Here is a 24,494-nt window from a genome sequence, read left to right as displayed (position 1 = left end):
TAACGAAATTGCCGGGCGGCGCTGCGCTTACCCGGCCTACATTGTATTTCTCCCTCTCCCTGTGGGAGAGGGTCGGGGTGAGGGCATCAGCCCGCACCGAACGTTTTATTCCACCTGCTGCTTCTTATCGTGCTGGCGGTTAACCCAGGTATTGATAATCAGCGTCACGATCAGAATGCCAAACACCACGCCGAGCGAGATAGCGATCGGGATATGGTAGAAATCGACGATCAGCATCTTGATACCGATAAACACCAGGATCACCGACAGGCCGTACTTCAGCATGGAGAAGCGCTCCGCCGCGCCCGCCAGCAGGAAGTACATCGCACGCAGGCCCAGAATGGCGAACAGGTTTGAGGTCAGAACGATGAACGGGTCGGTGGTGACGGCGAAAATGGCCGGGATGCTGTCCACCGCGAAAATCACGTCGCTCAGCTCAACGAGAATCAGCACCAGCAGCAGCGGTGTGGCAAACAGCAGGCCGTTCTTGCGCACGAAGAAGTGCTCGCTCTCGATCTTGTCGGTCATGCGCAGGTGGCCGCGGATCCACTTCACCAGCGGGCGATCGCCAATCGCAGAGCCGTCCTCTTTCGCCAGCGCCATTTTGACCCCGGTGAACAGCAGGAACGCGCCGAAGACGTACAGCAGCCATTCGAACTGGGTAATCAGCCAGCTGCCGGCGAAGATCATAATGGTACGCAGGATAATCGCACCCAGCACGCCGTAGACCAGCACGCGGCGCTGTAGGGCAGCAGGTACGGCAAAGTAGCTGAACAGCATCAGCCAGACGAAGACGTTATCAACGGCGAGGGCTTTTTCAATCAGATAGCCGGTGAGGAAGGCGAGCGCCTGAGGATCGGCCACCGCCCGGCCTTCGGTCGAGGCCAGATACCACCAGAATGCCGCGCAGAAGAGCAGGGAGAGCGTGACCCACACCAGAGACCAGACGGCGGCCTGCTTCATGGTCATGCCGTGCTCGCCGCGACGCCCCTGCAAAAAGAGGTCGATCGCCAGCATGATGAGCACGACAACCGCGAATCCGCCCCACAACATTGGAGTGCCGACAGAATGCATACTATTTTCCTTACACATAAAAAACAAAAACGGCTATGGTCAGAAGACGATAGCCGTTAGCTTTTTATGCATAGACCTCGCCTTCCGGCAAGGTCTCACTTACAACCACGAGGGTTGCCCGGCGACCGGATGCGGTTTTGCACGCATCGTAATGACGATCCACCGGCGAAGAAGTTACTCCCCTTTGCAGGTAACAAAATATGTCAGACCATCGGTTTCGTCAATGGTCTGCGCCGTTTCATTACACAGCTTTACGCGATAACTTCCGTGCTCACGCCGTCCGCCGGGAAGACCACGCCGGTCTGACGGCGGATCTCCGTCTGCAGCTTCGCCGTGGTGCGGCTCACCGCGAGGCCCGGGTGATTCACTTCGTTGTCTTCCACCAGTCGGGCGAAGACCTCTGCCTCATAGAGCATAGTGTTAATATGCTGAGGCTGCGTCAGCTCCTGCGCTTTGCCGCCGCGAGGCACAAAGCTCACTTTCTGGCACTCGGAGATCTTCTCGATTACCAGCGACCCGGCTTCGCCCTGAATTTCGCTCGGCAGCACGGAATCGCTCACCTTGGAGTGCTGCAGCGTGACGCTGAAATCGCCGTAATCGAGCACCGCTAGCCCGTGCGCATCCACCCCGCTTTCCAGCAGGCTGGCGGTGGCCGTCACGCCGTGCGGCTCGCCCCACAGGGCCACGGCGGAGGCCAGGCAGTAGAAGCCGATATCCATAATCGAGCCGTTCGAGAAGGCCGGGTTAAAGGTGTTGGGGTTCTCGCCGTCGAGGTAGCGCTGATAGCGCGACGAGTACTGGCAGTAGTTAATAAAGGCTTTACGCACTTTGCCAATTTTCGGCAGCGACTGCTGTAGCAGCAGGAAATTCGGCAGGCTGGCAGTTTTGAACGCTTCGAAGAGCACCACCTGGTTTTCGCGGGCAAGCGCGATGGCGGCTTCCACTTCCTGGATATTCGACGCCAGCGGCTTCTCGCAAATCACATGCTTTTTGTGGCTGAGGAACAGCGTCGTCTGCGGGAAGTGCAGGGAGTTCGGGCTGGCGATATACACCGCGTCTATGGCATCGCTTTGCGCCATCTCATCCAGCGAGGTAAAGAGATGCTCGACGAGGTAATCGTTGGCAAAACTCTGCGCCTGCTCAAGGCTGCGGGAATAGACTGCGGTAAGTTTAAGTTTGCCGGTTTCGTGGGCGGCGTCGACGAACTGGCGCGTGATCCAGTTCGTTCCAATGACTGCGAAACGTATCATAAACGTTTACGTACTCCGTAGCGGGGAACCTTTAGCCACTGTAGCACGTCATCATGACAATTCGCGTGCGCTACTGCGCATTACTCTTTAACGATAAATGCGTCAGCCACAGCCGGGTATCAAACTCCAGCTGGTGATACTGCGGCTCCATGTGGCAGCACAGGGAATAGAACGCTTTGTCGTGCTCTTTCTCTTTCAGGTGCGCCAGCTCGTGGACCACAATCATCCGCAGAAAGGCTTCCGGCGCGTTGCGAAACACCGTCGCCACGCGGATCTCGGCCTTCGCCTTTAGCTTGCCGCCCTGCACGCGGGAAATCGCCGTGTGCAGGCCGAGCGCGTTTTTCAGCACGTGGATTTTATTGTCGTACATCACCTTGTTGATCGGCGGGGCGCTCTTCAGATACCGGCTTTTCAGATCCTGCGTATACTGCCAGAGGGCCTTATCGGTCGTGAAATCGTGCGTGCCGGGGTAGCGTTTTTCCAGCACCGCGCCCAGCTTCTGCTCGGCAATCAGGCTGCGAACCTGAGAAAGTAAATGCTCCGGGTAGCCCTGGAGATAAGTAAGTTGGTTCATCAACGCCCCAAATTGACAATAAAACGGGTATACTCACGCACCCTTTTCAGGGATACGCCAAATTTTACCATTCAGGAGGGCCGATGAGCCACTTAGACAACGGTTTCCGTTCACTCAACCTTAAGCGTTTCCCGGAAACGGACGACGTTAACCCGCTTCAGGCGTGGGAAGCGGCGGATAAATATCTGCTGCAGCAGTTGGATGACGCTGAAATCCGCGGCCCGGTTTTGATCCTGAATGACGCGTTTGGCGCCCTGGGCTGCGCCCTGGCGGAGCACAAACCATACAGCATCGGTGATTCCTACCTGAGCGAGCTGGCGACGCGTGAAAACCTGCGCCATAACGACATCGACGAGTCCAGCGTGAAGTTTCTCGACAGCACCGCGGAGTACCCGCAGGCGCCGGGCGTGGTGCTGATCAAAGTGCCAAAAACCATGGCGCTGCTGGAACAGCAGCTGCGCGCGCTGCGTAAGGTCGTCACGCCAGAAACCCGCATCATCGCGGGCGCCAAGGCGCGCGATATCCACACCTCGACGCTGGAGCTGTTCGAGAAAGTCCTCGGCCCGACCACCACGACGCTGGCGTGGAAAAAAGCGCGCCTGATCAACTGTACCTTCAGCGCACCGGAGCTGGCCGACGCGCCGGAGACGCTGAGCTGGACGCTGGAAGGCACCGACTGGACCATCCACAACCACGCGAACGTCTTCTCCCGCACCGGCCTGGATATCGGGGCGCGCTTCTTTATGGAGCATCTGCCGGAAAATCTGGAAGGGGAAATTGTCGACCTCGGCTGCGGCAACGGCGTGATTGGCCTGACGCTGCTGGCGAAGAACCCGGAAGCCAGCGTGGTGTTCAGCGACGAGTCGCCGATGGCGGTGGCGTCGAGCCGTCTGAACGTGGAAACCAACCTGCCGGACGCGCTGGACCGCTGCGAGTTTATGATTAACAACGCGCTCTCCGGCGTCGAGCCGTTCCGCTTCAACGCCGTGTTCTGTAACCCGCCGTTCCACCAGAAGCACGCCCTGACGGATAACGTCGCCTGGGAGATGTTCCACCACGCGCGCCGCTGCCTGAAGATTAACGGCGAGCTGTACATCGTGGCGAACCGCCACCTGGACTACTTCCACAAGCTGAAGAAAATTTTCGGCAACTGCGTCACCGTTGCGACCAACAACAAGTTTGTGGTGCTGAAGTCGGTGAAGCTGGGGCGCCGTCGGTAAGATTGTTATCCCCTTACCCTAACCCTCTCCCCAGAGGGGAGAGGGAACGGCTCGGTGCGGTCTTTTCCCTCTAGCCCCTTTGGGGAGAGGGCCAGGGTGAGGGGAAAAATCAAATCGCTAATGCCAACTTCGTCCCCTGCGCAATCGCGCGCCGCGCGTCCAGCTCCATCGCCACGTCGCACCCGCCAATCAGATGAACGGTTTTACCGGCCTCGCGCAGCGGATCCGCCAGATCGCGCTTCGGCTCCTGCCCGGCACACAAAATCACGTGATCCACGCGCAGCAGCTGCGGCTCGCCGCCGATCGTAACGTGCAGGCCCTCGTCGTCGATCTTTTCGTAGCTCACCGACGGGATCATCTTCACCCCGCGCGAGAGCAGGGTGGCGCGGTGGATCCAGCCCGTGGTTTTGCCCAGCCCTTCGCCCGGCTTGCTGGCTTTACGCTGCAGCATCACGATCTGGCGCGGGCTTTTCGGCAGCTGCGGCCCTTCCGGACGCAGGCCGCCGGACTGGCTCAGGCTGGTATCAATGCCCCATTCCACGCAAAACTCGGCAATGTTCTGGCTGGTGGCCTCGCCCGGCTGGCTTAAGTACATGGCGGTATCAAAGCCAATTCCGCCGCAGCCGATAATGGCTACCTTCTCGCCAACCGGCGTTTTGTCCCGCAATACGTCCAGATAGCTCAGCACTTTTGGATGATCGATACCGGCGATCGCAGGCGTGCGCGGCACGATCCCGCTCGCCAGAATCACCTCATCAAAACCGATCAGATCCGCCGCGCTGACAAACTGATTGAGCCGCAGCTCGACGCCCGTCAGGTCGATCATCCGGCGGTAGTAGCGCAGCGTTTCGTAGAACTCCTCTTTGCCGGGGATCTGTTTGGCGATATTAAACTGCCCGCCAATCTCGCCTGCGGCGTCAAATAGCGTCACGCTGTGGCCGCGCCAGGCGGCATTCACTGCAAACGCCAGGCCCGCCGGACCCGCGCCCACGACGGCCAGGCGTTTTATGCTGGCCGCCGGAACGACCGGCATTTTAGTTTCGTGGCAGGCGCGCGGGTTGACGAGGCAGGAGGTCACCTTGCCGACGAAGATCTGATCCAGGCAGGCCTGGTTACAGCCGATGCAGGTGTTGATCTCATCCGCGCGTCCGCTTTGCGCTTTGGACAGCAGCTCGGCATCAGCAAGGAACGGCCGCGCCATCGACACCATGTCGGCATCGCCGCGCGATATCACATCGTCCGCCACCTGCGGGTCATTAATGCGGTTGGTGGTGACCAGCGGAACAGACACTTTGCCTTTCAGCCTGCGCGTCACCCAGCTGAAGGCCGCGCGCGGCACCGGCGTGGCGATGGTAGGGATGCGCGCCTCGTGCCAGCCGATGCCGGTGTTAATGATGGTGGCACCCGCGGCTTCAATCGCCTGCGCCAGCTGCACGGTTTCGTCGAACGTGCCGCCTCCCTCCACTAGGTCGAGCATCGACAGGCGGAAGACGATAATAAAATCTGTTCCTGTTCGTTCGCGCACCGCGCGCACCACTTCTACGGCAAAGCGCATGCGGCGGACGTAGTCGCCGCCCCATTCGTCCTCGCGCTGGTTAGTGCGGGCGGCAAGGAATTCGTTGATCAGATAACCTTCTGAGCCCATGACTTCGACGCCGTCATAACCTGCTTCACGCGCCAGCGCCGCGCAGCGGGCAAAGTCGTCGATCAGCGCGAGGATCTCGTCGTGGGTGAGGGCGTGAGGTTTAAAGCGGTTAATCGGCGCCTGAATAGCCGACGGTGCGACCAGGTTCGGCTGATAGCTGTAGCGTCCGGTGTGCAGGATTTGCAGGGCGATTTTGCCGCCCTCGCGGTGTACCGCGTCGGTCACGATGCGGTGGTGCGGCAGCTGTGACGCGTCGTTCAGCACCGCGCCGCCTTCCATGCCGACGCCGGAAGGGGCAGGGGCGACGCCGCCGGTGACGATCAGCGCCACCCCGTGGCGGGCGCGCTCGGCGTAGAAAGCCGCCAGACGCTCGGCCCCGTCCGGATGCTCCTCCAGACCGGTGTGCATCGAGCCCATTAACACGCGGTTTTTAAGGGTGGTGAACCCCAGATCGAGGGGGGCGAATAACGACGGGTAGCGGCTCATAGTCTCTTCCAGTGTAAAATTATTGTTATGTGGTCGGATGAGTTACTAATTTAGCCAGCGGCAGCGGAAAGGTAAAAGCGGGATCGAATGATTGTGATAGATCTCAAAGAACTTCCCCTCACCCCGGCCCTCTCCCCAGAGGGGAGAGGGTGAAAGGCCGCACGGAGCAGTCCCCTCTCCCCTCGGGGGTGTACGGTCCGGGGACATGGTAGACAGGTGTTCGGGGACATGGTGAACACTTTTTAACATCCTTTACCCATGGTGATCGACTTTTTCTTCAGGTCGATCACCCCCACTTTCGTGCTGTACCACCACACTTCATAGCAGCCATCCTCCTGCGTCTCCTTCAGCCCCACCCGTTCTCCCCTGAACGCCTTTCCTGCATTCAGACTGGCTCCCTGTAAGCTCAGCTTCCCGCTGATATCCACTTTCCTGACCAGCACACCTTCATCATATTCCGGGGGCGTCACGCTGCCGCCGTACTGCCGCGCAGACGGCTGATAGCGTGAGGCCGGGACCGCCATATCCAGCGCCTCGTGCGGGCGTTCAAGGTTATAGACCGTCCGCCAGTGGTCGAAGGCACGCTGCAGCTCGCCGCTGTCCGCGAACCATTTCCCCTGCAGCACTTCCGCCTTCAGGCTGCGGTGAAAACGCTCCAGCTTGCCCTGCGTCTGCGGATGATAAGGCCGGGAATGGCCCACCCGGATACCGTGGCGCATCAGCCACAGCTCCAGCGCCGTCCAGGTGCCGGTTGTGTCGCCCCACGGTGAGCCGTTATCCATCGTCATCCGGTCCGGCAGGCCGTAGCGTTCAAAGACGCTGACCAGCTGTTGCTGCACGGTCTCACGCCGTTCATCGGTACAGTGTGTGAGGCACAGGGAAAAACGGGAGTGGTCGTCGAGCAGGGTGAGCGGATGGCAACGGCCGCCGCCAAAGGGGAAGTGCCCCTTAAAATCCATCTGCCAGAGCCGGTTCGGGGCGTCATGTTCGAACCGTCCGGTGGCCGGAATACCCGGAGCCGTGCCGGGCAGCAGGCCGTGACGGGCCATCAGGTTATGGACAGTGCTGAAGGCAGGCATACGGTGTCCCTGGTCTTCCAGCCAGCGCTTAATCTTGCGGGCGCCCCAGCGTTCATGACGCTCATGTGCCATGCGCAGCAGGGCGGTGACGTCGTCAGACGAGCGGTTGGGGGAATGATGCGGCGTGCGGGGGCGGTCCTGCAGGCCGGGTTCGCCCTCGACAGCCCAGCGCTGAAGCCACTTGTAGCCGGTAGCAGGTGAAATGCCGAAGCGACGGCAGAGGGAACGGATGTTCGCCCCGTCCTGCGAGGCGAACAAAACAAACTCGGTACGTAATGACATGGTATCTCTCGCATCCCACGGCATAAGCGACTCCATAAACGGGTTCTTATGCCTTAGTTGTAAGTGTCTACCATGTCCCCGAACAAGTGTTCACTATGTCCCCGGACTGTACAGGGGGAGAGGGTTAGGGTGAGGGGCGTGTGTCGCACACCAGCCCCGGCGCCTGCCACATCGACGTCGTCAGCCCGCTGTCCACCAGCCCAAGCTGGTCGGCATACACCGCCTGCCATTTCTGCATCATGCCGTCGTACAGCTCACGGTGCGCCGGGTTCGGCGTAAATTCCCGGCTCCACTTCACCAGCCGCTCGCCCGTCGAGGCCATATCGGCAAACAGCCCCGCGCCGGTGCCGGCGGCAATGGCGCAGCCGAGCGCCGTCGCCTCTTTGACCTCCGGCACGCGCACCGGCAGGCCGGTGACGTCGCTTAAAATCTGGCTCCACAGGGCCCCCTTCGAGCCTCCACCCGCAAACACCAGGCTGTCAAACGTCACGCCGGAGAAGCGCGAAATCTGCACCAGGTTGCAGGCCGAAACGATTGCCGCATTCTCCTCCAGGGCGCGGAACAGCGTCGCTTTGTTGCACTTTTCCGGGTCGATGGAGAGGTTAATAAACGACGGCGCGGCGTGGTACCACTGCTTAAAATGCATCGCGTCGGAGAAGATCGGCATCACCCCGTGGGAGCCCGCCGGCACGCGGCTCGCCATCTCTTCCAGCAGGGAATAGGTGTCCACTCCCATCCGCTCGGCAATCAGCTTTTCCTCCGCGCAGAAGGCGTCGCGGAACCAGCGCATGGTCAGCCCGGTGAAGAAGCTGATCGACTCCGCCTGCGCCATGCCGGGGATCACGTGCGGGTTGATGCGGATGTTCATGTCCGGGTCGGTGCGTACCTGGGGGAGGTTCACCACCTGCTGCCAGAAGGTGCCGCCCAGCACCGCCGTTTGCCCGGCGCGAACCACGCCCAGCCCCAGACAGCCCAGCTGCACGTCGCCGCCGCCCATCACCACCGGCGTACCCTCGCGCAGGCCGCTCTGCTGTGCGGCTTCACGGGTAACGGCACCCAGCAGGGTACCGGTCTCTTTCACCGGGGAGAGGATATCGGCGCGCAGCCCGGCCATGTCGAGCAGCGCCGGACGCCAGTCGCGGGAGAAGAGGTCCAGCATGCCGGTGGTGCCCGCGTTCGACGGGTCAACCGCCAGCTCGCCGGAGAGCTTCGCCGCCAGCCAGTCGCCGATCATGGTGATGGTGGCGGCGTTGCGGTAGATGTCCGGGCGGTGGTGCGCCAGCCACAGCAGGCGCGGCATGGCGCTCAGCGCCAGCGTCTGCCCGGAGACGTCATACACTTCGGATTCAAAGCGGTTGTCGTGGATCTCTTTGAGTTCGGCCACCTCGCGGCTGGCGCGGGCGTCGACGTTGGCGCAGGCCCAGATGGCCTCGCCGTTGCGGTCATACAGTACGATCCCTTCGCGCATCGAGCAGCAGGCGACGGACTGAATATCCGCCGGGCCAAGCTGCGCGCGCGCAAGCGCCTGATGAATGCACTGGCAGGCCAGCCGCCAGTTGGTGTCGAGGTCGAACTCCATCGATCCCGGCACATTCTCCACGCTCAGGTGCTTCCACTCGGCCTGGCCGACGGCAATCTGGTTGCCCTGCAAATCGAAAATCACGGCGCGAACGCTGCCGGTCCCTGCATCTAACGCTAAAAGGTAGCTCATGAGCTTGCCTCGCTGTTTGCGCAGGTCGGGCTCTTATTCGGCCAGAGCCAGCACCGCGCGGGCTGTCGTCTCCTCCGTCACCAGGCCATTGATACGGCGACCCTTCAGTGCGGCATAAATCGCATCGGCTTTCTCTTCCCCGCCGGCCACGCCAACGATGGTGGGCAGCTGCGCCAGCTCATCGAGCGTGACGCCGAGTAATTCTTTGTGGATCTCCAGCTCCTCAACGCATTCGCCTTCGGCATTGAGGAAATAGCCGAGAATGTCGCCGACCGCGCCTTTGCGGGCGTACATCAGCTGTTCACCTTCGCTGATGTAGCCGGAGCGCAGTATCGTGGCGTCGCGGCGCTGGTTCACCGAACCAATCCCAACCACCGCCACGTCGGCGGCGGTGGCCGCGAGGATCACGTCCCGCACGCTGGTTTCGCGCTTTAAGATCCCGGCAACGGAGGCGGATGACACGCGCAGCGGGGCGGGGATCATGCTGACGCTGCAGGCCGCGTCCAGCTGGCCGATACCGGTCATATACGGCCCGACGCCGCCGGAGAGCGTCACCAGGCGGATCTGCTGCGAGCTGATAAAGCCGCTCAGGTGCTGCAGGCTGATCATGGTGGTTTCACCAAAGCCCACCGCCAGCAGCTGGCCGGGCTCCAGCACGCCCATCAGCGACTGCGCCGCGCCAATACCGAGCCGCACGCTCATCGGCGGCGTATTTAACGCGGGCATGACGCGCACCAGCTTCAGGCCGAAGCGCTGCTGTAGCTCGGTCTCCAGCGCCAGGCAGCCCTCGTAGCGGGAGTTGATCTGCACGCGGATCACCCCGGACTGGCGGCCCTTCTCCAGCAGGCGGGAGATCTTCAAACGCGGCAGCCCGAGCCGCTCGCCGATGTCGTTCTGGGTCAGTCCGTCGTGGTAGTAGCACCAGGCCACGCGCGCGACCAGCTCCTCTTCCGCCAGCGCCAGCCCGGCAAACCGTCCTTCTTCCGCAGTGCGTTTATCGCTCATAGTTGAACTCTTATAAAAATTTAGATCATATGTTCGTGATGGCGCGAAGGGAAAGTGTGAGCCACGCGACAAAACGGATCATTTCGATCGTTTCTGGTTTATCTGAATCTCAATCGATAAAACTGTGATCCCTGCACGGTTGTAAATATAGTTCACCGTCTACGCTTTTGAACATTATTAAATCTAAAAATCATTTGTTCAATAGCGGAGCGATGATGACCCCACTTCTCGACGCGCGAAGTATCAGCAAGCAGTTCTCCGGCGTGCCGGTTCTAAAAAGCATTGATTTCACGCTGCTTGCGGGCCAGGTGCACGCGCTGATGGGCGGGAACGGCGCGGGAAAATCGACGCTGATGAAGATCATCGCCGGGGTTGAGACGCCGGACGGCGGTGAACTTTCGGTTGCAGGGGAGTCTTTTGCACGCCTTACGCCCGCGCAGGCGCACAGGCTCGGCATTTACCTGGTGCCGCAGGAGCCGATGCTGTTCCCCAACCTGACGGTGCGGGAAAACATCCTGTTTCGCCTGCCGCGCGAACGCGATCGTGAAAAGCGGCTGGCGGAAAAACTCGAGCAGCTGCAGTGCCGGCTTAACCTCGACGCCGCCGCCAGCACCCTGGAAGTGGCGGATCAGCAGATGGTGGAGATCCTGCGTGGGCTAATGCGCAACGCCAGGATCCTGATCCTCGACGAACCTACCGCCTCCCTCACGCCGGGCGAAACCGAACGCCTGTTCCGCCAGATCCGCGCGATGCAGGCGCTCGGCGTCGGGATCGTGTTTATCTCCCACAAGCTGCCGGAAATCCGCCTGCTGTCGAGCCACGTCTCGGTGATGCGCGACGGCGCGGTGGTGCTGAGCGGCGAAACCGCGCAGTTTGACGATAGCGCCCTGATCGCCGCCATGACGCCGGTGAGCCGGGAGAAATCCCTGAGCGATACGCAAAAGCTGTGGCTGGCGCTGCCGGGCAACCGGCGCACCCAGCCGCAGGATTTCCCGGTGCTGCGCGTGGAGGATCTCACCGGGGAGGGGTTTATCGATCTGAGCCTTGAGATCTACGCGGGAGAGATCGTCGGCCTGGCCGGGCTGGTGGGATCCGGGCGCACCGAGTTTGCCGAAACCCTTTACGGCCTGCGTCCGGTGCGCGGAGGTCGCGTCTGGCTCGAGAATCAGGATATCACCGGCGATCCGGTCAGTTCTCGGCTGGAGAAAGGCCTGGTTTACCTGCCGGAAGACAGGCAGGTGTCCGGCCTGTTCCTTGACGCGCCGATCCGCTGGAACACCGTGGCGCTGAACGAGCCGTCCCTATGGCAGCAGCGCAAGCGGGAGTCTGCGGTGGTGGAGCGCTATCACCGGGCGCTCGGGATCAAGCTCAACCATGCGGATCAAACCGTGCGCACGCTCTCCGGCGGCAACCAGCAGAAGGTGCTGCTGGCGCGCTGTCTGGAGGCCAATCCGCTATTACTCATTGTCGATGAACCGACGCGCGGCGTGGACGTCTCGGCGCGCGCCGACATCTACCAGCTGATAAAAAGCGTGGCGGCGCAGAACGTCGCGGTGCTGATGATCTCAAGCGATCTCGACGAGTTCCCGGGGCTCGCGGACCGCGTGCTGGTGATGCATCAGGGCGTACTGAGCGGCGAGCTGCCGCGTCATGCCGTCAGCCTCGACAGGATGATGGCGCTGGCGTTCGGGGGGCAATCATGAAGACCTTACTGAAAAACCGCGAGCTGAGCGCGCTTCTCGCCATTCTGGCGCTGTTCGCCGTGCTGGTGGCGCTGAACCCGTCCTACCTGAGCTTACAGACGCTGGGGATGATCTTCGCCAGCTCGCAGATCCTGATCCTGCTGGCTATCGGCGCGGCGCTGGTGATGCTGACCCGCAATATTGACGTTTCAGTTGGCTCGACCGTTGGGCTGTCGGCCATCGCCGTCGGCGTGGCGCTCAACGGCGGCTACAGCCTGTCCGTTTCCATTCTCTTCGCGCTCTCCATCGGCGCGCTGGCCGGGGCGTTCAACGGCTTTCTGGTGGTGGGGCTGCGCATTCCGGCGATTGTCGCCACCCTCGGCACGCTGGGGCTGTATCGCGGGGCGATGCTGCTCTGGACCGGCGGGAAGTGGATTGAAAGGCTGCCGCCGGGGCTGAAATCCCTCTCCGAACCGCTTGCCATCGGCATTTCGCCGCTCGGTGTGGTGGTGTTGATCGTCGCAGCCGCAGGGGCGTGGACGCTGTCGCGCACCGCGTTCGGTCGTGATTTCTACGCCGTCGGGGATAACCTCGCCGCCGCGCGCCAGCTGGGCGTGGCGGTGAACCGCACCCGCATGATTGCCTTTACCCTCAACGGCATGCTGGCGGCCTGCGCCGGGATCGTCTTTGCCGCGCAGATTGGTTTTGTCCCCAATCAGACCGGCAGCGGGCTGGAGATGAAGGCCATCGCTGCCTGCGTGCTCGGCGGTATTTCGCTGCTGGGCGGCACGGGCACGCTGATTGGCGCGCTGCTCGGCGCGTTCTTCCTGACGCAAATCGACACCGTGCTGGTGCTGTTCAGGCTCCCTGCGTGGTGGAACGACTTTATCGCCGGGCTGGTGCTGCTGGGCGTGCTGGTGCTCGACGGGCGGCTGCGTCAGGCGCTGGCGCGCCACCAGCGGGCGCTGAAGTACGGTCGTTTCCAGCCGGGTAACAGAGGGGGAAAGCACGTCACCCCGTTTCCCAAACGCAAAAAAGAGGTGGCGTAAATGAGGCTTAACTGGGAGAGCGCGCTGCTGATATTGCTGGTGCTGGAGATCCTGCTCTTTGGCGCCATCAACCCGCGCATGCTCGACGTCAACATGCTGCTGTTCAGCACCAGCGATTTTATCTGCATCGGGATTGTGGCGCTGCCGCTTACGCTGGTGATCGTCAGCGGCGGGATCGACATCTCGCTGGGATCGACCATCGGCCTGTGCGCCATCGCGCTGGGGGTGATGATGCAGGCCGGGTGGCCGATGGCGGTGGCCATTCCGCTGACGCTGCTGCTCGGCCTGCTGTGCGGGCTGGTGAATGCGGCGCTGATCCACTACACCGGCATCAGCCCGCTGGTTATCACCCTCGGCACGCTCTACCTCTACGGCGGCGGGGCGCTGCTGCTTTCCGGCATGGCGGGGGCGACGGGCTATGAGGGCATCGGCGGCTTCCCGGACAGCTTTACCGCCTTCGCTAACCTCACGGTGCTGGGCTTGCCGATCCCACTGGTGCTGTTCGCGGTGATTACCGTCTTCTTCTGGCTCATTACCCACCGCGGGCGCTTTGGTCGTCATCTGTTTTTGATTGGGCAAAACCCCCGCGCGGCGCGCTATGCGGCGCTGTCGGTTAACGGTATGCCCTACGCGCTGTACGGTCTGGTGGGCGTGGCTTCGGCGATTGCCGCGCTGGTGATGGTCTCCTATTTCGGCTCCGCGCGTTCGGATCTGGGGCGCGATTTGCTGATGCCCGCGCTCACCGCCGCCGTGCTCGGCGGAGCGAATATCTACGGCGGGTCAGGTTCGGTTGTGGGGACGGCGCTGGCGGCGCTGCTGGTGGGCTACCTGCAGCAGGGTTTACAGATGGTCGGCATCCCCAACCAGGTATCGAGCGCGCTGTCAGGGGCGCTGCTGGTTGTGGTGGTGATGGGACGTTCGCTGAGTCTGCACCGCGAATGGGTGCGTTCTCTCTTTAAAAAACTATCCGGAGCGTAAGATGAAAACAAAACTGCTCGTCCTGGCAATGGCCCTCAGCTTCGCCTCGGCGCAGGCGGCGGACCGCATTGCCTTTATCCCGAAACTGGTGGGCGTCGGCTTCTTCACCAGCGGCGGCAACGGCGCGAAAGAGGCGGGGAAGGATCTTGGCGTGGACGTCACCTACGACGGCCCAACCGAGCCGAGCGTTTCCGGCCAGGTGCAGCTCATCAACAACTTCGTTAACCAGGGCTACAACGCGATTATCGTCTCCGCCGTGTCGCCGGACGGATTATGCCCGGCACTCAAGCGCGCGATGCAGCGCGGCGTCAAGGTGCTGACCTGGGATTCCGACACCAAACCGGAGTGCCGCAGTATTTACATCAACCAGGGGACGCCGGAACAGCTCGGCGGCCTGCTGGTGGAGATGGCGGGCAAGCAGGTCACCAAACCCAATGCCAAAGTGGCATTCTTCTACTCCAGCCCGACGGTCACCGACCAGAACCAGTGGGTAAAAGAGGCGAAGGCCAAAATCGAGAAAGATCATCCCCAGTGGCAGATCGTCACCACCCAGTTTGGCTATAACGATGCCACCAAATCCCTGCAGACCGCCGAGGGGATCCTAAAAGCGTATCCGGATCTGGATGCGATCGTTGCCCCGGACGCCAACGCGCTGCCGGCGGCGGCGCAGGCGGCGGAAAACCTGAAGCGGGAAGGGGTAGCGATTGTCGGGTTCAGCACGCCGAACGTGATGCGCCCGTACGTGGAGCGCGGCACGGTAAAAGCCTTCGGCCTGTGGGACGTGGTGCAACAGGGAAAAATTGCGGTCAATGTCGCCGATCGTTTACTGAAAAAAGGCGATCTTAACGTTGGCGACAGCGTAGAGGTGAAAGATCTCGGCTCGCTGAAGGTCGAGCCAAACAGCGTGCAGGGCTACCAGTATGAGGCTAAGGGCAACGGCATCGTGCTGCTGCCGGAGCGCGTGGTGTTCACCAAAGAGAACATCAGCAAATACGATTTCTGACGGGGGAGCAAATGGCTGATTTAGACGACATCAAAGACGGGAAGGATTTTGGCATCGGCACGCCGCAGGTCAACGTGCCGTTCACGCTGAAGGGCTGCGGCTCGCTGGACTGGGGCATGCAGTCCAGGCTTTCGCGCATCTTCAACCCGCAAAGCAACCGCACGGTGATGCTGGCCTTTGATCACGGCTATTTCCAGGGGCCGACCACCGGCCTTGAGCGTATCGATCTCTCCATCGCCCCGCTGTTTGGCGAAACCGACGTGCTGATGTGCACCCGCGGCATCCTGCGCAGCACCGTGCCTGCGGCCACCAACAAGCCGGTCGTGCTGCGCGCCTCCGGCGGTAACTCGATTTTGGGCGAATTGTCCAACGAGTGCGTGGCGGTGGCAATGGAGGATGCCCTGCGCCTGAACGTCTGCGCGGTCGCGGCGCAGGTCTATATCGGCAGCGAGTTCGAGCATCAGTCGATCAACAACATCATCAAGCTGGTGGACGCGGGCGCACGCTACGGCATGCCGACGCTGGCGGTGACGGGGGTGGGGAAAGAGATGGCGCGCGACGCGCGCTATTTCTCGCTCGCCAGCCGCATCGCCGCCGAAATGGGGGCGCAGTTCGTCAAAACCTACTACGTGGACGAGGGTTTTGAAAAAGTCACCGCCAGCTGCCCGGTGCCCATCGTCATCGCCGGCGGCAAAAAGCTGCCGGAGCACGAGGCGCTGGAGATGTGCTGGCGCGCGATTGACCAGGGCGCGTCCGGCGTGGACATGGGGCGCAACATCTTCCAGTCCAGCGCGCCGCTCGCCATGCTGAAGGCGGTGAAAAAAGTGGTTCACGAGAGCATGAGCGCCCGTGAAGCGTTCCAGTTCTGGCAGGAAGAGAAACAGGGAGAAGCAAAATGAACGTGACGTTAGTGGAGATCAACATCAAGCCCGAGCGGGTAGACGAGTTTCTGACGGTGTTTCGCGCCAACCACGAGGGGGCGATTAAGGAGCCGGGAAACCTGCGCTTTGACGTGCTGCAGGATCCGAGGGTGAAAACCCGGTTCTTTATCTACGAAGCCTATAAAGATGAAGAAGCGGTGCTGGCGCATAAGCAAACCCCGCACTATCTGGCGTGCGTGGATAAGCTTGAGGAATTGATGTCAGAGCCGCGCAAAAAACGCAGTTTTGTAGGATTGTTGCCGGAGTAGTGGCTTTGCCGGGCGGATAGCGGACCGCCCGGCCATAATGTTCTTATTTCTTCGCTTTCTGGATTGCCATGATCAGCGCCTCTTCGGAGACGTTGCCGCTCATTACGCTCACCCGATGGATCTCCGGATCTTGCTCCTGCGGCATCACGACGAACGCTGGCGTGACGGTGAAACTCATCGCCTGAGCCAGGGCGACGTTTGTTTCCTGCACGGCAGCCGCGAGCGGCTGCTTGTCGGTCGCAGCCAACGCTTTAAAAATGAAGCGCACGTCCGGGTTTGATTTTTCGACATTGCTAAGCATTTCACTGGCCGCCTGGCCTGCCGGGCTCGTCTCATCCAGGAAGGCGATAACGGCTGCTTTCGCTGTTTTTGGGCCATGTTCCGGACTTTTGCCGTTGAGCAGAGCATCGCGCTGGTGCAGCGCGGCCTGCACGAAGGCCTGCTGCTGAGCTACCTGCTGGCGCTGACGAAGATTTTCACCAGCAGCCACCAGAAACTCAGGATGCTCTGCCAGGTAGGTCGCAACAATCTCGCCCATTTTTTCAGGATGCGCTTCAAACCAGGCTTCCGCAGCTTTGCCCGTTTGCTCGATTTGTTGCGGCGTGAGCGTGTTGGCCGGCTCTGCGCTAGCCTGAAAGGCGGGGAAGAGTGATACGCAAAGCGCGAGAGGGAGGAAAGGGTTTTTCATAGGGTTATCTCACATGTCGAGTGATTTCGGGCAGAATGCGTCCGTACTCGTTGATAGCGTGCCAGCGGATATCACAGCGGCTTGCCTGCTGGCATCCTGCGAAGGTGCGCTTTGCGTAAGGAGCAACGAGGCCGCTGTCGGCCAATTTTTTATCATTGAGCGAAAGTTGAAACAGCGTGACGTAATAGGGCGTTGGGTTTTCCACGGTCACTGCGCCATTACCGTATGACCAGCGTAATGCCTGGTAGGCGCCGTCAGGTTCGCCGGGCAGTTTGGCCGGGCGATAGAAGAGCTTGAAGCGGGAGCGAACCGCAGTCTGCACGCTGTTGCCCCCATTTTTCCCCTCAGGAATGGCCGCGACAATCAGGGTAAAAAGTGACTCACGATCGGTCGGCAGCGCACCGTCGGTAAAGGTCAGGCGGACGGTATTTTCCCGGTCGGGTCTGAGGGTAAAAAGCGGCGGGGTGGCAATGAACGTGTTTTGTGTCGTCTCAGGCTGGTCCGCGCCTTTCCAACTGCCTCCCGCATTGACTTTCGTGTGAATCAGCCACGTGCTTGTCGACGGGTTACGTACCGTGAAGGTGATTGATTTCTCGCCCGCCGGATAAATGAAACGCGTTCCGCTGATAACCACGCCAGCGTGAGCGGCGGGCACGGCGGTAAGCAACGCGCAGGCGCTGAGCAGGATGCCGGGAAAATTAAGCATAATTGACGATAAACGTGGTGGACGCGTTGGCCGTCCCGGTCGTCACGTCTGTGACAGTCGAGACATAGCGAGCAAAGAAGATAAACGCCAGCGTATCGCTGGCCTGCGCGGGCGTAAGCGTTGAGCTGGGTTTGCCCATGGGAATAAGCGTTTTATCCTGATTATAGATCCCAATGCCTATCCCCGTCGCGCTGGCAGCGTCGGGTGTAAGGGCAAGAAGGGAAGGATTGCTCTTATCAGGCGCACCTTCAAAGCTGATGCTCATGTTCTGCTTTGAACCCTGGCAGTTTTCCAGATTTATCGTAAAGGATTCGTAATAGCTACTGTCGCCGACCTGAGTGAATTGATTGCGCTGAACGTTCCCCATTTTGACAAGCAGTGCCTGAGAGTCGGTGGCGACGGTACAGGTTCGTTGGTTGATTTTGCCATTAATATAGACCGTGCCGTCATGCGCCTGGACGGGCAGGCAGAAGGCAAACCCTGTATAAACGGTGGCAACGATCCAGAAGATTATTGGTTTCATGGCGCGCTCTTATTGATAAAGAAGGTCAAAATACATCACGGCGGTCGCGTCCCCCGGCGTCATGTCCTGACGGGTTGATTTATAACGCAGGTTGAATGTCAGTTCGTTATCACCGGTCCGAAGCGTAAAGGTAGCTGATTCAGTATTGTTAATGGGCACTATGCTCTGGTCCGCATCGCTAATTTCCACACCGAGACCTGTCGCCATCGTGCTGCCTGTTCCTTTGCCCGTGTCGCTTAACGCAAGCAGCGCCGGGTTGTCAGTATCGGCCAGGCCACTAAACCAGATTTTGGTCCCGTTGATTGCTTTTGAACAATTTTTCAACTGAATATTAAACGGCACCCATGCCGATGTCGCTCCAGTTGATGGGAAATCGCTGCTATCGAACTCACCCAGTGAGACGCTTTGCTCCTGGCTTGATGTGTCGACTTCACAGGACTCGCTGATGATGGTTCCCGTCACACGCAGGTTATAGACCGCCCCACTGTCGGCGTACGCGGCAAGAGTATTGAGCAAAGCCAACAGCGTTATTACTTTTAACAAGAATGTTTTCATGCATCGCACCTAGGCAAAATCGACTCGCAAACAGGCAAGTGCCGTAAATATCCCTTCCGCTGGCGCGTTACCGGTCGTACTGACAGGATAGGTTTTCAGCGTAATGTTGGCGTTGCCTGCGTCATTGGTCGTGAAATCGACGCTGCTGTTGATATCGTTGGGCTTTAAAATTGAACCGTTTTCACTGGTGACCACTACGCCAACATCCTGGTTATCCGTCGCAATGGCGTCGGCAATATGGCTGTCTGGCGTGGCTTGCATACGCAATGTCAGATGCGCTGGAGAAATGACGTCGCCGTTGCAGGCAATGGGCACGTTGAAGGTTTTCTCTGGCACGTTATACGGCTTTTTCCCCGCCTCGTTAAAGGCGGCGCTATTCAGCTTCCCTAAATCAACGGTGATAATCTGACCGCCGTTGATTTCGCAGTTTTGCGGAACGGTGACAACACCACTGTAAGTAATTTGGTAAACGATGGTAGAAAGCGGGTCTTTATTATTGGTCGTGACATAGACGTTAAACATCGTTCTGGCTGGAATGACCACGGAACCAATAAACGGCTTAACGACCTTTAACCGGAACGTTAAATTCGAGTCATAAACCCCGAAACTTTTTAGCCTATTTACCTGCGTGTTTCGACCCATATGAATGTAGTTAATGGGGGGATAGAAAACCCCAGCGTCGGTGTCGGTAATGCTCATGGCGCCGTTTATATACTCTGGATCGAGTGTTAAGTACTGCCATTGTCCGTCGGTTTCAACCACGGGGAAGCTGGTGGTGTAGCTTCGATATGTTCGACTATCGGTGTTAGTAGGATCGTACTCAGGACATATCGCGTCTACGCCAACAAACTGAGACTTAGTCATTTCAGTCGCCTGGCCAAGCTGGTTTTGTTCCTTGGTGAGCGTTGTTGTTAAATCGTAATTCACCAGAGAGGCAGCATTCTTGACGTTATGACAAACGCTTGCCAGACAGTTGAAGGAGGTCAGCAGAATGAGTAATAACGTTGATGAAGGTTTGAGCATTTACTTACACTCCGCTTTCAAACGAACCAGAGTTTGCTTCGTTTCGGGTAACTGATAATTTGCGTTGCACTGGCCGTCAACTGCGTCGCTCCACTGGACGTGGAGTGACCCTTTCTGGCTCAGACCCGACAGGTAGGCTTCGCCATTTTCGCCGACAATGGTATTTCCACCTTCGTCGATGAGGGCAACCACTGCGCCAAACGGCACGGGCTTGCCGTTGTGCATCAGGGTAAAGAGCGCACGCGCGCCCTGGCGTGCTTTGAAGGTTGCGCGCACCAGAGCGCCCTGAGTTGGAACGACGTGCGCGACCGCCTCATCAATATCAAGATCGTCCTGCAAGGAGTTGGTATCCAGCGCCATCCGGTTACGGTGATAGGCCGTGGCGTAAGGGACGATCGCGTAGCCGCGACTGTCGGTATGGATGCCTGGTCCATCCTCAACTTTCACATTGCCGGCACCCGGGGCGGCGATAAGTACATTCGTTTCACCGAGCGGCTGGCTGAGCGTGAGGCCGTTACGGTGTAAGACAACGCCGCCTTCAAGCCCGTAGTTGATCTGCTGATAGTCACCGTTGTTGCTGTAGTTATAACCGGCGTTGATATTGCCATACGCACTGTCATACTCGGCGTTGAGCGAGCCGTTGGCTCCCTCCCCTTGATTTTGATAACCCTGCTGAATGGCATAGGACAGGTTGTTATCTTCCAGCAGCGTTCCGTTCAAACCCGCGATGTTTGAAACTTTACCGTGATTGTCTGTACTCGTTCCCGCCGTGGCGTACATATTATTGACACGTTTTGTCACGTCCCCGCCGGGGTGCAGCCACAGACTGATAGGCAGCGACAGCGTCAAAGAATAGATGCTGTCGCTCTTCTCCAGACCGGGGGCTTTGTTGTAGTTGTAGCTTAGGTTGTAGGTGATACCCGCCGTTGTACCGCTGTATCCGACCTGCACAAGCGTGTTCTTTTTGTCAGTATGCCAGTACGTTTGCTGGCTGCCGGTAAGGAAGATTGAGCCAGCCTGCGCAATTTGCTGGGAAATATTGAACTGCAATTTGCCGCGTTTGGTGTAATAGAGGTTGTAATATTCCGTCCAGACCGGCGTGGTGTCTTGATCGTCCTGGTGCTCATTATCACCGCTATCGCCGTTGTACCCTTCCATCCGCTTATAGGTTGTCTCATTAAGGGTATAGAACCCGGAAGTCGAGTAGCGATACCCCAGAAGCTGGAAGTTGGTGCCTAAGCCATTGAGCGATTTGGCATATAAAAAACGAATGGATTGCCCGCTGTGCGTGGAGTCATCCGAAAGTTCGCTTTTTGCATGGGTGAGATCCACCGAGACCGCGCCCAGCGTGCCCATATTCACACCGCCGCCCAGGGCAAGGGCGGTATAATTGGACGACAATTGTGAGCCTGAATACGCCGTAAAGCCTTTTGGCAGGCCCCAAATTACCGTGCCCTGCGCAAAATTCGGATCGTTCTGCTGACTGCTGTTGCTGCGATACCGGGCAACCGTTGCGGCATACTTTACGCGGCCTTCGCGCTGTAAAACCGGAACGGCGGAGTACGGAACGGAGTAGCTGTTTATGCTGCCGTCCGATTCTTTCACCTCTACGGTTAAGTCACCGCTGGAGGAGGTAGGGAACAGGTCGTTAATGGCAAAGGCGCCAGGCGGTACATAGCTTTGATAAATGGTATAGCCATTCTGCTTTACGGTGACCTGAGCGTTTGAACGCGCGATGCCACGGATAGTCGGCGCAAAGCCCTTCATGCTATCTGGCAACATGTTGTCATCGGAGTTTAGCTGGATGCCGCGAAAGGGCAGGCTATCAAACACCTCGGAGGGGGTGTAGTTTTCCCCAACCGTAAGCTGACTCTTAAGCGGAATAATGGCCCGCTGGGCATAGGTTGAAACGTGTTCCCAGTCGTTATAACTGCTGGAGCCGGAGTGGCTGTAATTCCAGGTCGAGTAGTCGCGCAGGCGCCACGGCCCAAGATTGAGCCCGCTGTTCAGGTTCAGGAAGTAGTTCTTTGATGTTGAACTGTTCTCCCCCTGAGAACGGCTGTGAGAACCGCTGAAGTTATAGTTCAGTAGCAGGGCATTGATGCCCTCGTCCCATTGTTCTGGCGGGATGTATCCGCGCGCATTGTTGCGAATGGCCGCCTGCGGAACGCTCAGATCCAGACGCTGCTGTTCGAAATTAAAACGCGCGCTTGCGGCCGGAATGGCCGTCGCAATATCGATACAGCTGTCGGGGGAGACATCTTTCAGCGCAGGAATAGAGTGAACATTTACGCCGAGATCGTCTAAGGATTTCAGCGTGAAGCAGGCCGTCAGGCCTGTATCGTCATCGCCTGGTGCGGAGGCTTTACGTGCGTTGAAGACAATATCTCGCGTTGACTGAAAATTGTCATTTAGCCACAGATCGACGCGATATGTGCCAGGTGCCTGCCCATCAGCGCTGAAGCGTGATAAATCTGCAACCGCGGATGGATCGCTGGAGAGAAATGCAGGGTTGAAGTAGTAACTTGCCCGTGCATCCAAAGAGGCCAACATACACAGGACTGACAGCGCTACGGGCGCCAGCGAATAGTTACCTGTGTGTAACAAATGTTGTTGCTTACGATGCATTGTCTGTTTATGCCTGGAGGTTAGTGGCGCAGCGTTCGTTCCCGCGGCTAGGCGGATGGACATGACTGCACCGGCGTAGTCGCACCGAAGTCATTAACCGTCTGGAAGCTCACCTGTCCGCCCTGTTCACCGGGTACGTCGACCGTAAGCGTGTTTTTTGGTGAAACCATGTTGTTCTTAAGCAGCGTGGTGCCGACGTTAAACTTCACCAGCGAGACGTAATACGGCGATGGATTGGTAATGGTAACTTTGCCATTAGCGACCCGGCAGCGAAGCGTTTTCGGCGCATCAATAGAAGGGGTCGGTAGCTTTTTAGGGCGTACAAATAATTTAATGACGCTTTGAGTGGCAATTTGCAGCGTGTTTCCGCGCAAGTTGTTTTTATCCACCGCAGGTATCGCTTTGCTATTTAAGTAAAATACGCTTTCGCGATCGGTCGGTAAATCAGGCCCGACGTACATAATCCGTATGGTATTCTCTTTTTTAGGATGCATGACAAATAACGGTGGGGTCAGGATAAAATCAGAAGATTTAGACTGATCGGCATTGGCAACCCACGATTGCACTAAAAAAGCGTTGTTTGTTGAAGAGTTGATAACAGGAAGTGAAACTTGTTTGTCACCCTGAGGATAAATAACGCGAGTCGTGCCCAGGGCAATTCCTCCAGCATAGGCATTTGATACCATTACTGACACAAATAAGAGTCCGCTGGCTATTTTACACATTTTCTTCATGACGACTTCTCTTACCTGCTTCAGAAATAAAGGATCTATATAGCCCTCGTGCTGAGGGTTATCGGGTTAATTAATCAGGAGTAAACCATCTGGAACGTTGCGGTTGCGGCAACGTTACCTGCTACAGCAGCGCCTGTGGCGATATAATCAACGCTCAGAGGGATAATGTTTTCGCCGTTGATCAACTTAATCGTGGACGATGTCGTGCCCAGATTCAGCTTCTTACCATCTGGTCCAAACAGCTGCAGTGCCACGTTCAGCGCGGAGCCAGCGCCTGCAGTGTTCGCCAGCGTGCCGGGCTGTGATTCATCTTGCTGTGCGTTAAAGATGACCGCCGCGTTCTGGCTTACGGAGGTGTCACAGTCTTCCAGTTTGATCTGGAAATCTTCTTTTTGATTGGCCAGCATCCCTGCCTGCGTCAGTTTCACGGTACGAACCTGGCTCAGAATAACGGTCTGGTCGACAGAATCAGCAGCAACAGAACAGGCGGCATTGACAACCTGCCCAACGAAATCAACGGTACCGCCAGAGACGGTTACGGTATCAGCCTGCGCGTTCGCGCAAATACCGCCCGTCACTGCTGCAGCAGTGACCAGTGCCAAAATATTCTTTTTCATACAAATCCTTTTATTAAATAAAGTTCTATTTGGTTGATTTGATGTTTAATTTGTCTGGAACGGCTTTCTCAATCCGTTAGCATGTGAAGTGGAAGGATGATATTAGCTTTACAAATAAACAACGTTGAAGTTTATTTTATGTTTAGGTGAAAAAAAGATCAATATTGGAACTACTCCTTTAGTATTATTTTTACTTAAAAATGAATTAACTTGTAATTAATGATTTTGGCGTGGTGCATTACTTTATTCTTAACGCCTTGTATTTATTGATGTACTATTAAGGTTATTAGTGTTTATAATAACACTGTACTTTATACCTGTTACATGCGTCGGTAGTATTTTGTAAAATCGAAGGGACGGCTAATGCTGTGAAGTTATTGATGCGGTCGATAAATTAACGCGATGACAGAATTTTCTATAAATATATTCAAGAAATAATATTGAATCATATAGACAATTGAAAACACGCCCTCTACATCTGAAGAGTAGGTCTTTATGTCATACCTCTTCCACGCTCGCCCGCAGCGCGGCCAGGTTTTACTCCAGCAACGTTGCGAGCAGGCCGTCTGCGCAGTATTTTCCTGATGGCTGAGTTGTTTATTTGACAATTATCAGGATGGCTATCCTGATTACCGTACTTATCCAGCAGGTAGAAATCTGTTTTGAAGCCGCTATTTTCGAGTGCCGATGTTAATGTGCGCACCACATTTGCGCGAATAGGCTCATATGGCGGGATCAAAGCTATATTTACGCGTCAGGGCGTCAAGGACGTCGCGGAGAATAAGCACTTTTT

General features: G+C 58.0%; 22 protein-coding genes. 7 read left to right on the top strand and 15 right to left on the bottom strand.

Annotated elements, in window-relative coordinates; all coding sequences use genetic code 11:
* Window positions 1-105: 105 nt before the first annotated feature.
* From FY206_RS21440 to FY206_RS21430, 3 genes are all read right to left on the bottom strand, one after another.
* Complete coding sequence (locus tag FY206_RS21440; protein ID WP_032642265.1) at window positions 106-1,074, bottom strand: TerC family protein; 969 nt, start codon at window positions 1,072-1,074, stop codon at window positions 106-108.
* Window positions 1,075-1,325: 251 nt separating this feature from the next.
* Complete coding sequence (locus tag FY206_RS21435) at window positions 1,326-2,324, bottom strand: Gfo/Idh/MocA family protein (RefSeq protein ID WP_032642262.1); 999 nt, start codon at window positions 2,322-2,324, stop codon at window positions 1,326-1,328.
* Between the two features lie 70 nt (window positions 2,325-2,394).
* Window positions 2,395-2,898, bottom strand: a complete 504-nt coding sequence (locus tag FY206_RS21430; RefSeq protein WP_014885318.1) for a YgjP-like metallopeptidase domain-containing protein — start codon at window positions 2,896-2,898, stop codon at window positions 2,395-2,397.
* 83 nt (window positions 2,899-2,981) lie between these two features.
* Between FY206_RS21430 and rlmG the strand changes: the two genes are divergently transcribed.
* Entirely contained in the window at window positions 2,982-4,118 is a 1,137-nt protein-coding gene (gene rlmG, locus FY206_RS21425; protein ID WP_032642260.1) for a 23S rRNA (guanine(1835)-N(2))-methyltransferase RlmG, read from the top strand.
* A 109-nt stretch (window positions 4,119-4,227) separates the two neighbouring features.
* Here rlmG and FY206_RS21420 read toward each other — a convergent pair whose 3' ends face one another.
* The 4 genes from FY206_RS21420 to lsrR form a co-directional block, all read right to left on the bottom strand.
* The gene (locus FY206_RS21420; protein WP_032642257.1) at window positions 4,228-6,249 is read right to left on the bottom strand and encodes an NADPH-dependent 2,4-dienoyl-CoA reductase; all 2,022 of its coding nucleotides are present in this window, start codon (window positions 6,247-6,249) and stop codon (window positions 4,228-4,230) included.
* A gap of 242 nt (window positions 6,250-6,491) precedes the next feature.
* A complete protein-coding gene (locus tag FY206_RS21415) occupies window positions 6,492-7,634 on the bottom strand; it encodes an IS481 family transposase (protein ID WP_032638743.1) in 1,143 nt (380 codons plus the stop codon).
* A gap of 100 nt (window positions 7,635-7,734) precedes the next feature.
* A complete protein-coding gene (gene lsrK / locus FY206_RS21410) occupies window positions 7,735-9,321 on the bottom strand; it encodes an autoinducer-2 kinase (protein WP_032642255.1) in 1,587 nt (528 codons plus the stop codon).
* 33 nt (window positions 9,322-9,354) lie between these two features.
* Complete coding sequence (gene lsrR, locus FY206_RS21405) at window positions 9,355-10,326, bottom strand: transcriptional regulator LsrR (protein WP_032642252.1); 972 nt, start codon at window positions 10,324-10,326, stop codon at window positions 9,355-9,357.
* 215 nt (window positions 10,327-10,541) lie between these two features.
* Here lsrR and lsrA point away from each other — a divergent pair, with 215 nt between their 5' ends.
* From lsrA to lsrG, 6 genes are read left to right on the top strand one after another with little or no spacing between them, the layout of a single operon-like run.
* Window positions 10,542-12,029, top strand: coding sequence for an autoinducer 2 ABC transporter ATP-binding protein LsrA (gene lsrA / locus FY206_RS21400; RefSeq protein ID WP_032642250.1), 1,488 nt, complete (start codon window positions 10,542-10,544; stop codon window positions 12,027-12,029).
* Window positions 12,026-13,057 carry an autoinducer 2 ABC transporter permease LsrC gene (gene lsrC, locus FY206_RS21395; protein WP_032642248.1) on the top strand — a complete coding sequence of 344 codons (1,032 nt, stop codon included), beginning with the start codon at window positions 12,026-12,028 and terminating at the stop codon, window positions 13,055-13,057. The genes lsrA and lsrC overlap by 4 nt, the downstream gene beginning before the upstream one ends.
* Window positions 13,058-14,035 carry an autoinducer 2 ABC transporter permease LsrD gene (lsrD, locus tag FY206_RS21390; protein WP_032642246.1) on the top strand — a complete coding sequence of 326 codons (978 nt, stop codon included), beginning with the start codon at window positions 13,058-13,060 and terminating at the stop codon, window positions 14,033-14,035.
* A gap of 1 nt (window position 14,036) precedes the next feature.
* Entirely contained in the window at window positions 14,037-15,038 is a 1,002-nt protein-coding gene (lsrB, locus tag FY206_RS21385; protein WP_032642244.1) for an autoinducer 2 ABC transporter substrate-binding protein LsrB, read from the top strand.
* An 11-nt stretch (window positions 15,039-15,049) separates the two neighbouring features.
* Complete coding sequence (gene lsrF, locus FY206_RS21380; protein WP_032642241.1) at window positions 15,050-15,937, top strand: 3-hydroxy-5-phosphonooxypentane-2,4-dione thiolase; 888 nt, start codon at window positions 15,050-15,052, stop codon at window positions 15,935-15,937.
* Window positions 15,934-16,227, top strand: a complete 294-nt coding sequence (gene lsrG, locus FY206_RS21375) for a (4S)-4-hydroxy-5-phosphonooxypentane-2,3-dione isomerase (RefSeq protein ID WP_032642238.1) — start codon at window positions 15,934-15,936, stop codon at window positions 16,225-16,227. Before lsrF ends, lsrG begins: the two co-directional genes overlap by 4 nt.
* A 43-nt stretch (window positions 16,228-16,270) precedes the next feature.
* On the opposite strand, the gene FY206_RS21370 is transcribed toward lsrG, so the two are convergent.
* The 8 genes from FY206_RS21370 to FY206_RS21335 all read right to left on the bottom strand — a co-directional run bounded on the left by FY206_RS21370 (window position 16,271) and on the right by FY206_RS21335 (window position 23,701).
* On the bottom strand, window positions 16,271-16,915 hold the full coding sequence (locus FY206_RS21370) for a thioredoxin domain-containing protein (RefSeq protein ID WP_045890491.1): 645 nt from the start codon (window positions 16,913-16,915) through the stop codon (window positions 16,271-16,273).
* 4 nt (window positions 16,916-16,919) lie between these two features.
* Window positions 16,920-17,621, bottom strand: coding sequence for a fimbrial biogenesis chaperone (locus FY206_RS21365; RefSeq protein WP_045890492.1), 702 nt, complete (start codon window positions 17,619-17,621; stop codon window positions 16,920-16,922).
* The gene (locus FY206_RS21360; RefSeq protein WP_032642235.1) at window positions 17,614-18,144 is read right to left on the bottom strand and encodes a fimbrial protein; all 531 of its coding nucleotides are present in this window, start codon (window positions 18,142-18,144) and stop codon (window positions 17,614-17,616) included. The genes FY206_RS21365 and FY206_RS21360 overlap by 8 nt, the downstream gene beginning before the upstream one ends.
* Before the next feature lie 9 nt (window positions 18,145-18,153).
* Window positions 18,154-18,699 (bottom strand): fimbrial protein, encoded by a 546-nt coding sequence (locus FY206_RS21355; RefSeq protein ID WP_032642233.1) that lies wholly within the window; start codon window positions 18,697-18,699, stop codon window positions 18,154-18,156.
* Between the two features lie 9 nt (window positions 18,700-18,708).
* Window positions 18,709-19,722: a fimbrial protein gene (locus tag FY206_RS21350; RefSeq protein WP_045890493.1), complete on the bottom strand. Its 1,014-nt coding sequence runs from the start codon at window positions 19,720-19,722 to the stop codon at window positions 18,709-18,711.
* Window positions 19,723-22,350, bottom strand: coding sequence for a fimbrial biogenesis usher protein (locus FY206_RS21345; RefSeq protein WP_045890494.1), 2,628 nt, complete (start codon window positions 22,348-22,350; stop codon window positions 19,723-19,725). It abuts the gene before it with no gap.
* 47 nt (window positions 22,351-22,397) lie between these two features.
* Complete coding sequence (locus tag FY206_RS21340) at window positions 22,398-23,084, bottom strand: fimbria/pilus periplasmic chaperone (protein ID WP_032642231.1); 687 nt, start codon at window positions 23,082-23,084, stop codon at window positions 22,398-22,400.
* A 74-nt stretch (window positions 23,085-23,158) separates the two neighbouring features.
* A complete protein-coding gene (locus FY206_RS21335) occupies window positions 23,159-23,701 on the bottom strand; it encodes a fimbrial protein BcfA (RefSeq protein ID WP_032642229.1) in 543 nt (180 codons plus the stop codon).
* Window positions 23,702-24,494 lie beyond the last annotated feature (793 nt).

The sequence above is a fragment of the Enterobacter chengduensis genome (assembly GCF_001984825.2).
GTDB classification, from domain to species: domain Bacteria; phylum Pseudomonadota; class Gammaproteobacteria; order Enterobacterales; family Enterobacteriaceae; genus Enterobacter; species Enterobacter chengduensis.
The sequence above is the reverse complement of the archived record's forward strand: the minus strand, read 5'-3'. Positions and strand labels throughout refer to the sequence as shown.

Coding starts and splice junctions, on each gene's coding strand:
- lsrA (WP_032642250.1), top strand. CDS start 10,542: ATGACCCCACTTCTCGACGCGCGAAGTATCAGCAAGCAGTTCTCCGGC.
- FY206_RS21360 (WP_032642235.1), bottom strand. CDS start 18,144: ATGAAACCAATAATCTTCTGGATCGTTGCCACCGTTTATACAGGGTTT.
- lsrD (WP_032642246.1), top strand. CDS start 13,058: ATGAGGCTTAACTGGGAGAGCGCGCTGCTGATATTGCTGGTGCTGGAG.
- FY206_RS21435 (WP_032642262.1), bottom strand. CDS start 2,324: ATGATACGTTTCGCAGTCATTGGAACGAACTGGATCACGCGCCAGTTC.
- FY206_RS21420 (WP_032642257.1), bottom strand. CDS start 6,249: ATGAGCCGCTACCCGTCGTTATTCGCCCCCCTCGATCTGGGGTTCACC.
- FY206_RS21415 (WP_032638743.1), bottom strand. CDS start 7,634: ATGCCGTGGGATGCGAGAGATACCATGTCATTACGTACCGAGTTTGTT.
- FY206_RS21340 (WP_032642231.1), bottom strand. CDS start 23,084: ATGAAGAAAATGTGTAAAATAGCCAGCGGACTCTTATTTGTGTCAGTA.
- lsrR (WP_032642252.1), bottom strand. CDS start 10,326: ATGAGCGATAAACGCACTGCGGAAGAAGGACGGTTTGCCGGGCTGGCG.
- FY206_RS21355 (WP_032642233.1), bottom strand. CDS start 18,699: ATGAAAACATTCTTGTTAAAAGTAATAACGCTGTTGGCTTTGCTCAAT.
- FY206_RS21350 (WP_045890493.1), bottom strand. CDS start 19,722: ATGCTCAAACCTTCATCAACGTTATTACTCATTCTGCTGACCTCCTTC.
- FY206_RS21335 (WP_032642229.1), bottom strand. CDS start 23,701: ATGAAAAAGAATATTTTGGCACTGGTCACTGCTGCAGCAGTGACGGGC.
- rlmG (WP_032642260.1), top strand. CDS start 2,982: ATGAGCCACTTAGACAACGGTTTCCGTTCACTCAACCTTAAGCGTTTC.
- lsrK (WP_032642255.1), bottom strand. CDS start 9,321: ATGAGCTACCTTTTAGCGTTAGATGCAGGGACCGGCAGCGTTCGCGCC.
- lsrF (WP_032642241.1), top strand. CDS start 15,050: ATGGCTGATTTAGACGACATCAAAGACGGGAAGGATTTTGGCATCGGC.
- FY206_RS21365 (WP_045890492.1), bottom strand. CDS start 17,621: ATGCTTAATTTTCCCGGCATCCTGCTCAGCGCCTGCGCGTTGCTTACC.
- FY206_RS21370 (WP_045890491.1), bottom strand. CDS start 16,915: ATGAAAAACCCTTTCCTCCCTCTCGCGCTTTGCGTATCACTCTTCCCC.
- FY206_RS21430 (WP_014885318.1), bottom strand. CDS start 2,898: ATGAACCAACTTACTTATCTCCAGGGCTACCCGGAGCATTTACTTTCT.
- FY206_RS21345 (WP_045890494.1), bottom strand. CDS start 22,350: ATGCATCGTAAGCAACAACATTTGTTACACACAGGTAACTATTCGCTG.
- FY206_RS21440 (WP_032642265.1), bottom strand. CDS start 1,074: ATGCATTCTGTCGGCACTCCAATGTTGTGGGGCGGATTCGCGGTTGTC.
- lsrB (WP_032642244.1), top strand. CDS start 14,037: ATGAAAACAAAACTGCTCGTCCTGGCAATGGCCCTCAGCTTCGCCTCG.
- lsrG (WP_032642238.1), top strand. CDS start 15,934: ATGAACGTGACGTTAGTGGAGATCAACATCAAGCCCGAGCGGGTAGAC.
- lsrC (WP_032642248.1), top strand. CDS start 12,026: ATGAAGACCTTACTGAAAAACCGCGAGCTGAGCGCGCTTCTCGCCATT.